This is a genomic window from Phenylobacterium aquaticum (assembly GCF_947378715.1).
Taxonomy (GTDB): domain Bacteria; phylum Pseudomonadota; class Alphaproteobacteria; order Caulobacterales; family Caulobacteraceae; genus Phenylobacterium; species Phenylobacterium aquaticum_A.
The window spans coordinates 1-6469 of record NZ_CANCLE010000200.1 but is presented as its reverse complement, the minus strand read 5'-3'; the positions used below and the strand labels follow the sequence as shown (position 1 = coordinate 6469).

Below are 6469 nucleotides of genomic sequence, written 5' to 3'. Positions count from 1 at the left end.
GGTTGAGCTTGGTCAATAGCGCAGCGGGCGACATCCGGACGCCGTCGACAGCGACCGGGTCGCCCTTCTCGAAGTCCAGGGTGAAGACGGTGGGCTTATCCGGCGCGGCTTCCGGCGAGATGGTGCGCATGTGCACGAACTCGGGCGCTTCCACGGCCGGGTCCTCCAGCACCTTCCCCTCGGAGGAGGAGTGCAGCAGGTTGGCGTCGACGCTGAAGGGGGCCTCGCCGCGCTTGTCCTTAGTGATCTGGATCTGGTGCTTCTCGGCGAATTCCAGCAGGGCCTCGCGGCTCTTGAAGTCCCATTCGCGCCAGGGCGCGATCACGTGGATGTCGGGGGCGAGCGCCGTATAGGCCAGTTCGTATCTGACCTGATCATTGCCCTTGCCGGTAGAGCCATGGCTGACGGCGTCGGCGCCCAGCCGATGGGCGATCTCGACCTGGCGCTTGGCGATGAGGGGGCGGGCTATTGCGGTGCCCAAGAGGTAGCTGCCCTCATAGACGGTGTTGGCGCGGAACATCGGGAAGACGAAGTCGCGGACGAACTCCTCGCGCACATCCTCGATGAAGATGTTCTCCGGCTTCACCCCGGCGGCCAGGGCCTTGGCCCGGGCCGGCTCGATCTCCTCGCCCTGGCCGAGGTCGGCGGTGAAGGTCACCACCTCCGCCCCATATTCCGTCTGCAGCCACTTCAGGATGATCGAGGTGTCCAGCCCGCCCGAATAGGCGAGGACGACTTTCTTGATCGAGGGAGCGGCCATGACGAGGGGATCCTTGGGCAGGAGGCGCGAGAGATGCGGCCTTAAAGGGCTAAAGGCTCTGAATCACAAGCCCTATGCCAGGGGCTTGAGCAGACCTTCGCGGTCGAGAAGCTCCAGCGCGGCGGTGAGCCAGCGCAGGTGCATGACCGCGAACAGGGCCGCCACCGTCGCCCGCACTCCGAAGAAGATCAGGGCGGTGTTGGGATTGGCCGCGACATTGCGGTTGAACAGCACCAGCAGGATGCCGACCACGAAGGCCACCGTCGGCAGGGCGCTGAGCGCGATGTTGCGCCTGAACCGCCAGGTCGGCGCGCCGTTCTGGGCGAACTGCAGGGGCACCTTGGTCTCGGGCGCGATGCGGCCCCAGGCCGAGCGCGAGCCCCCGGCCATGATCGAGAGCGCGATGATCCACAGGATGTCGCCGGCGAGGCTGAGAATAGGCATGGGCTAGACCGTCACCTGGGTGCCGAGCTCGACCACGCGGCCCGGGGGAATCTTGAAGAAGTCGGTGGGATTGGCGGCGTTCTTCATCAGGAAGATGAACAGCTTGTCCTGCCACAGCGGCATGCCCGACTGGGCGGCGGGCACCACGGAGCGGCGACCGAGGAAGAAGCTGGTGGCCATGATGTCGAACTTCAGCCCGAGCTTGCGGCAGAGACCCAGCGCCTTGGGAATGTTCGGGCTCTCCATGAAGCCGTAGCGGATCGTGACCTTCTTGAAGTCGTCATTGATCGGCTCGATCTGCACGCGATCCTCGTCCTTGACCCGGGGGGTCTCGGTGGTGGTCACGGTCAGGATGATGTTCTTCTCGTGCAGCACCTTGTTGTGCTTGAGATTGTGCATCAGGGCGACGGGGGCGAGGTCCGGGTCCGAGGTCAGGAAGATCGCCGTGCCGGGCGCCCGATGCGGCGGCCGGGCCTTGAGGATTTCCGACAGTTCGAGCAGCGGCACGGAATCGCGCCGGGTCTTGTCCGACAGGATCTGGGCGCCCCGGGTCCAGGTCCAGATGATCACCACCATGGCCGCGCCCAGCACCAGGGGCAGCCAGGCGCCCTGGGGAATCTTCAAGAGGTTCGACGAGATGAAGATGATGTCGAAGATCCCGAAGGCGCCGGCGGCCAGCGCCGCCTGCCAGGTCGGGCGCTTCCACATCGACTTGATGATCACGAAGAACAGCAGGGTGTCGACGAACATCGCCCCGGTGACCGCTATGCCATAGGCGGCGGCCAGGTTGTGCGAGGTGCGGAAGGTGAACAGCAGGATCAGCACGCCGACCATCAGGAAGCTGTTGACCTGGGGCACGAAGATCTGGCCGGCCTGGGTCTCTGAGGTCCGGCGGATGTCGATGCGCGGGAACAGGCCCAGCTGCACCGCCTGCTGAGTCATGGAGAAGGCCCCGGTGATCACCGCCTGGCTGGCGATGACGGTGGCCGCCGTGGCCAGCAGCATGACGGGCCAATAGACCACGTCGGGGATCATCTGGAAGAACGGGTTATGCCGCGCCGCCGGATGCGACAGCACCAGCGCCCCCTGGCCCAGATAGTTCAGCAGCAGGGCCGGCAGCACCAGCACCAGCCAGGCCGCGCGGATCGGGTCCTTCCCGAAGTGACCCATGTCCGCATAGAGCGCCTCGGCCCCGGTCACCGCCAGGAAGACGCTGCCCAGGATCACGAAGCCCAGCCAGCCGTTATTGAACAGGAACAGCACGCCATAGTGCGGCGACAGGCCCTGCAGGATGCGGGGCGCGTCCACGATATGGACCAGGCCCAGGCCCGCCAGGGTCAGGAACCAGACCAGGGTGATCGGCCCAAAGGCCTTGGCCACGCTGGCCGTGCCCCGCGACTGGACCATGAACAGGGCGACCAGGATCACCGCGGAGACCGGCAGGACGTAGGGCGCCAGGGTGCGACCGATGCCGGGCGCCTCCTTCAGGCCCTCGACCGCGCCGAGCACCGAGACCGCCGGGGTGATGATGCCGTCGCCATAGAACAGCGCCGCGCCGATCACGCCCAGGAAGAACACCGCCGTCGACCGCTTGCCGAGCGAGCGCTGGGCCAGGGCCATGAGCGCCAGCGTGCCGCCCTCGCCCTTGTTGTCGGCCCGCATCAGGAAGACGACATATTTGATGGTGACGATCAGGATCAGGGCCCAGGTCACCAGGGACACGACCCCGAACACCGCGAGCTCCGAGCTCACCGTGCTGCGTGAATGGGCCAGCGCCTCGCGCATCGCGTAGAGCGGGCTGGTGCCGATATCCCCGAACACGACGCCCATGGCGCCGAGCGCCAGGCCCGCGAAACTCTCTTTTTGAAGGGAGTGATGCGACTCCTCGACCGCCCCGTGGGCAGGTCCAGCCGGATCAGGCATCCAATATCTCCGGGAACACGCGAACAGGTTCCCTTGGCCGGCCCCATGCCGTCGTGAGCGGCGCGCGATACACCCTTTCCCAGTGGGGTTCAATGACAGCGGCGGTGGGCAAGCCGCCGCAGGGCCGCCGAGGTCGGATCGCGAGCCATCGTCGCGCGGTGCGGTTAGGCATTGAACATGGGCGCGACAGCCCTAGTTTCGGAACCATCATGGCCGACAGCCAGAAATTTCCCGTGGCCGCCCACGCGCTGGCCTATCTCGCCCATCGCGGCGCGATGTCGCCGGAGGCTGCGGTCTCCAGCGTGGAGCTGGCCGCCTCAATCCCGACCAATCCCGTGGTGATCCGCCGGGTCATCGGCCTGTTGGCCCAGGCCGGGCTGGTCGCCACCCGGGCCGGCGCCCATGGCGGGGCCTGGCTGCTGAAGCCCGCCGATCTGATCGGCCTGGACCTGGTGCTGCGCGCGGTCGCCGGCTGCGCCCACCTGGGCGTGCCGCCGGCCGGGGCCAAGGGCTGTCCGGTGGGTGAGAAAATCCCCGACGCGGTGGGCGCGGCCATAGCCCTGGCCGACCAGGCCGCCGCTGCGCGGCTCTCCGCCATCACCGTCGCCGACCTGTTGTCCGGGGTGGCGGGGGGCGCCTGAGCGCCGCATATCTTGCGCCGGGCGCGCGGACGGGCCACATCAGCTCCATGTTCATCCAGACCGAAGCCACGCCGAACCCCGAGGTCCTGAAGTTCCTGCCCGGACGCGACGTCCTGGGCGAGGGCTCGCGGGACTTCCGCTCCGTCGACGAGGCGGGCGCCTCGCCGCTCGCCGCCGAGCTGTTCGCGATCGACGGCGTCGAGCGCGTGCATTTCGGGGCGGACTTCCTCACCGTCGGCAAGGGCCGCGACGAGGACTGGGCCCACCTGAAGGCGCCGATCCTGGCCGCCATCATGGACCACTTTACCTCCGGCCAGTCGCTGTTCACCGGCGAGGCGGCCGGCGGCCATTCCGGCGGCCACGACGACGAGACCGTCTATGAGGGCGAGACCGCCCAGGTGGTGGCCGAGATCAAGGAACTGCTCGACACCCGCATCCGCCCGGCCGTGGCCCAGGACGGCGGCGACATCCTGTTCAACCGCTTCGAGCCCGAGACCGGGGTCGTGTGGCTGCACATGCGCGGCGCCTGTTCCGGGTGCCCGTCCTCCTCGGCGACCCTGAAGTCCGGGGTCGAGAACATGCTCAAGCACTATGTGCCCGAGGTGACCCGCGTCGAGCAGGCGCTCTAAGCGCCCTTTCCGCGCCCCCGGCGATCGTGTAGCGCCGGGCGGACATGATCACTCTGGCCTTCGACACCTGCCTCGCCGCCTGTTCGGCCGCCGTCGTCGAGGATGGGCGCGTGCTGGCGCGCCGCGCCGACCCCATGCTGCGCGGCCACCAGGAGCGGCTGGCCCCCCTGGTCGCCGAGGTGATGGCTGAGGCCGCCCTGGGCTTTGACCGTCTGGACCGGGTCGGCGTCACCGTCGGCCCCGGCTCCTTCACAGGTCTTCGGGTCGGCCTGGCCTTCGCCAAGGGCCTGGGCGCGGCCCTGTCGATCCCGGTGGTGGGGGTGGGGCTGCTGGAGGCCCTGGCCGAACCCCTGGCCGCCGAGGCGCCCGGAACCGTCTTCGCCGTGCTCGATGCGAAGCGCGGCCAGGTCTATCTGCAGGCCTTCGCCGGCGGGGCGGCCCTGATGGCGCCCGACGCCCTGGAGATTGGCGTGGCCCTGGCCCGCCTGGCCGAACTGGCCGGCCATGGGCCGGCGACCCTGGTGGGCAGCGGCGCGGCCCTGCTGGCGCAGGTCCTGCCCGGCGCCCGTCTGATCGCCGCCGATCACGCCGACCCGGCCGCCGTGGCCCGGCTGGCCGCCGTTCGCCCCCCGGTCCCGCCCCGGCCGCTCTATCTGCGTGCGCCCGACGCCCGTCTGCCGGGCGGCAAGGTGCTCGGCGCATGACCATCGACGCCACGACCCTGCGCCCCGCCGCCCAGGACGAGGCCGAGACCCTGGCCGCCGTCCACTGGCAGGCCTTCAGCCCCGGCTGGAGCGCCGCCGAGCTCTGCGCCCTGCTGGAGGGTCCGGGAACCTTCGCCCTGCTGGCCCAGGACGCCGGCCCCACCGGCATGATCCTCTGCCGCGCCGTGGCCGGGGAGGCCGAGATCCTGACGCTCGCCGTGATCCCGCCCGCGCGCCGCTGCGGCGTCGCCAAGGCCCTGAGCCTGGCGGCGGCCGGTCTCGCGCGCCAGGCCGGCGCGGAGGAGATGTTCCTGGAGGTCGCCGTCGACAATCTGGCGGCGCTTCACCTCTATGAGGGGATCGGATTTCGCCGGGCGGGCTTGCGTCGCGGCTATTATGACCGCGAGGATGGCGTTCGGGTCGATGCGGCGGTGATGCGCCTCGACCTTAACAGCGTCGCCCTCTAGCCCTATTCTCCATCGTCTGACTCGGGAGCCCGCGTTTCGTGGATCGCATCGAAAACCTCTGCGTCGAAAAAGGCATGCGCATGACCGAGCAGCGGCGGGTCATCGCCCGCGTGCTGTCCAACGCCCATGACCACCCCGATGTGGAAGAGCTCTATCGCCGCGCCCACGCCGTCGATCCGCACATCTCGATCGCCACGGTCTATCGGACCGTGCGGCTGTTCGAGGAGGCCGGCATCATCGCCCGCCACGATTTCCGCGATGGCCGCTCGCGCTATGAGGAAGCCACCGAGATCCACCACGACCACCTGATCGACATGAAGTCCGGCAAGGTCGTGGAATTCGTCGACGAGGAGATCGAGGCCCTGCAGGTCGCGATCGCCCGCAAGCTCGGCTACAAGCTGATCGACCACCGGCTGGAGCTCTACGGCACGCCGCTGGAGGAGTAGGGCGTTCCCCCTCTCCCTCCGGGAGAGGGTAGGGTGAGGGTCCTTACGGAATCGCAGCGCTCGCGGGCGCGCGCCTTGCCCTTCACCCAACCTCACCCCGCAAGCGGGGCGAGGAGTCCCGGTGCTGACGGTGTGGGACGCTTGCGCCGGCCCCGCCTCGACCCCATAACCCAACCCATGACCGGGACAGCGCCGACCAAGCGCCTCTACATCAAGACCTACGGCTGTCAGATGAATGTCTATGACAGCGAGCGGATGGCCGATGTGCTGGCCCCGCTGGGCTATGGTGTCACCGACACGCCCGAAGGCGCCGACCTGGTGGTGCTGAACACCTGCCACATCCGCGAGAAGGCCACCGAGAAGGTCTATTCCGAGCTCGGCAAGATCCGCGAGCTGCGCGACGCCAAGGCCGCCGCCGGCGACGGGGTCATGACCATCGCCGTGGCCGGCTGCGT

The 6469-nt window shown here is 68.7% G+C and carries 8 protein-coding genes and 1 pseudogene; 6 read left to right on the top strand and 3 right to left on the bottom strand.

Features of this window, described 5'->3' with window-relative positions; genetic code table 11:
* From Q7P21_RS18600 to Q7P21_RS18590, 3 genes are all read right to left on the bottom strand, one after another.
* The coding region (locus Q7P21_RS18600) for an argininosuccinate synthase (protein ID WP_304179025.1) at positions 1-760 on the bottom strand (760 nt) is incomplete at its 3' end.
* A 72-nt stretch (positions 761-832) separates the two neighbouring features.
* On the bottom strand, positions 833-1204 hold the full coding sequence (locus tag Q7P21_RS18595; RefSeq protein WP_304169693.1) for a hypothetical protein: 372 nt from the start codon (positions 1202-1204) through the stop codon (positions 833-835).
* A 3-nt stretch (positions 1205-1207) separates the two neighbouring features.
* Positions 1208-3034: a potassium transporter Kup gene (locus Q7P21_RS18590; protein WP_304169716.1), complete on the bottom strand. Its 1827-nt coding sequence runs from the start codon at positions 3032-3034 to the stop codon at positions 1208-1210.
* A 302-nt stretch (positions 3035-3336) separates the two neighbouring features.
* On the opposite strand from Q7P21_RS18590, the gene Q7P21_RS18585 reads away from it, so the two are divergent.
* From Q7P21_RS18585 to Q7P21_RS18560, 6 genes and pseudogenes are all read left to right on the top strand, one after another.
* Positions 3337-3768 (top strand): Rrf2 family transcriptional regulator, encoded by a 432-nt coding sequence (locus Q7P21_RS18585; protein WP_304169695.1) that lies wholly within the window; start codon positions 3337-3339, stop codon positions 3766-3768.
* A 47-nt stretch (positions 3769-3815) separates the two neighbouring features.
* Positions 3816-4397 carry a NifU family protein gene (locus Q7P21_RS18580; RefSeq protein ID WP_304169697.1) on the top strand — a complete coding sequence of 194 codons (582 nt, stop codon included), beginning with the start codon at positions 3816-3818 and terminating at the stop codon, positions 4395-4397.
* A gap of 47 nt (positions 4398-4444) precedes the next feature.
* Entirely contained in the window at positions 4445-5101 is a 657-nt protein-coding gene (tsaB, locus tag Q7P21_RS18575) for a tRNA (adenosine(37)-N6)-threonylcarbamoyltransferase complex dimerization subunit type 1 TsaB (RefSeq protein WP_304179046.1), read from the top strand.
* Positions 5098-5568 carry a GNAT family N-acetyltransferase gene (locus Q7P21_RS18570; protein ID WP_304169699.1) on the top strand — a complete coding sequence of 157 codons (471 nt, stop codon included), beginning with the start codon at positions 5098-5100 and terminating at the stop codon, positions 5566-5568. Before tsaB ends, Q7P21_RS18570 begins: the two co-directional genes overlap by 4 nt.
* 38 nt (positions 5569-5606) lie before the next feature.
* Positions 5607-6014, top strand: coding sequence for a Fur family transcriptional regulator (locus Q7P21_RS18565; protein WP_304169701.1), 408 nt, complete (start codon positions 5607-5609; stop codon positions 6012-6014).
* Positions 6015-6191: 177 nt separating this feature from the next.
* Positions 6192-6469: pseudogene (locus tag Q7P21_RS18560) on the top strand (tRNA (N6-isopentenyl adenosine(37)-C2)-methylthiotransferase MiaB); the annotation flags it as partial.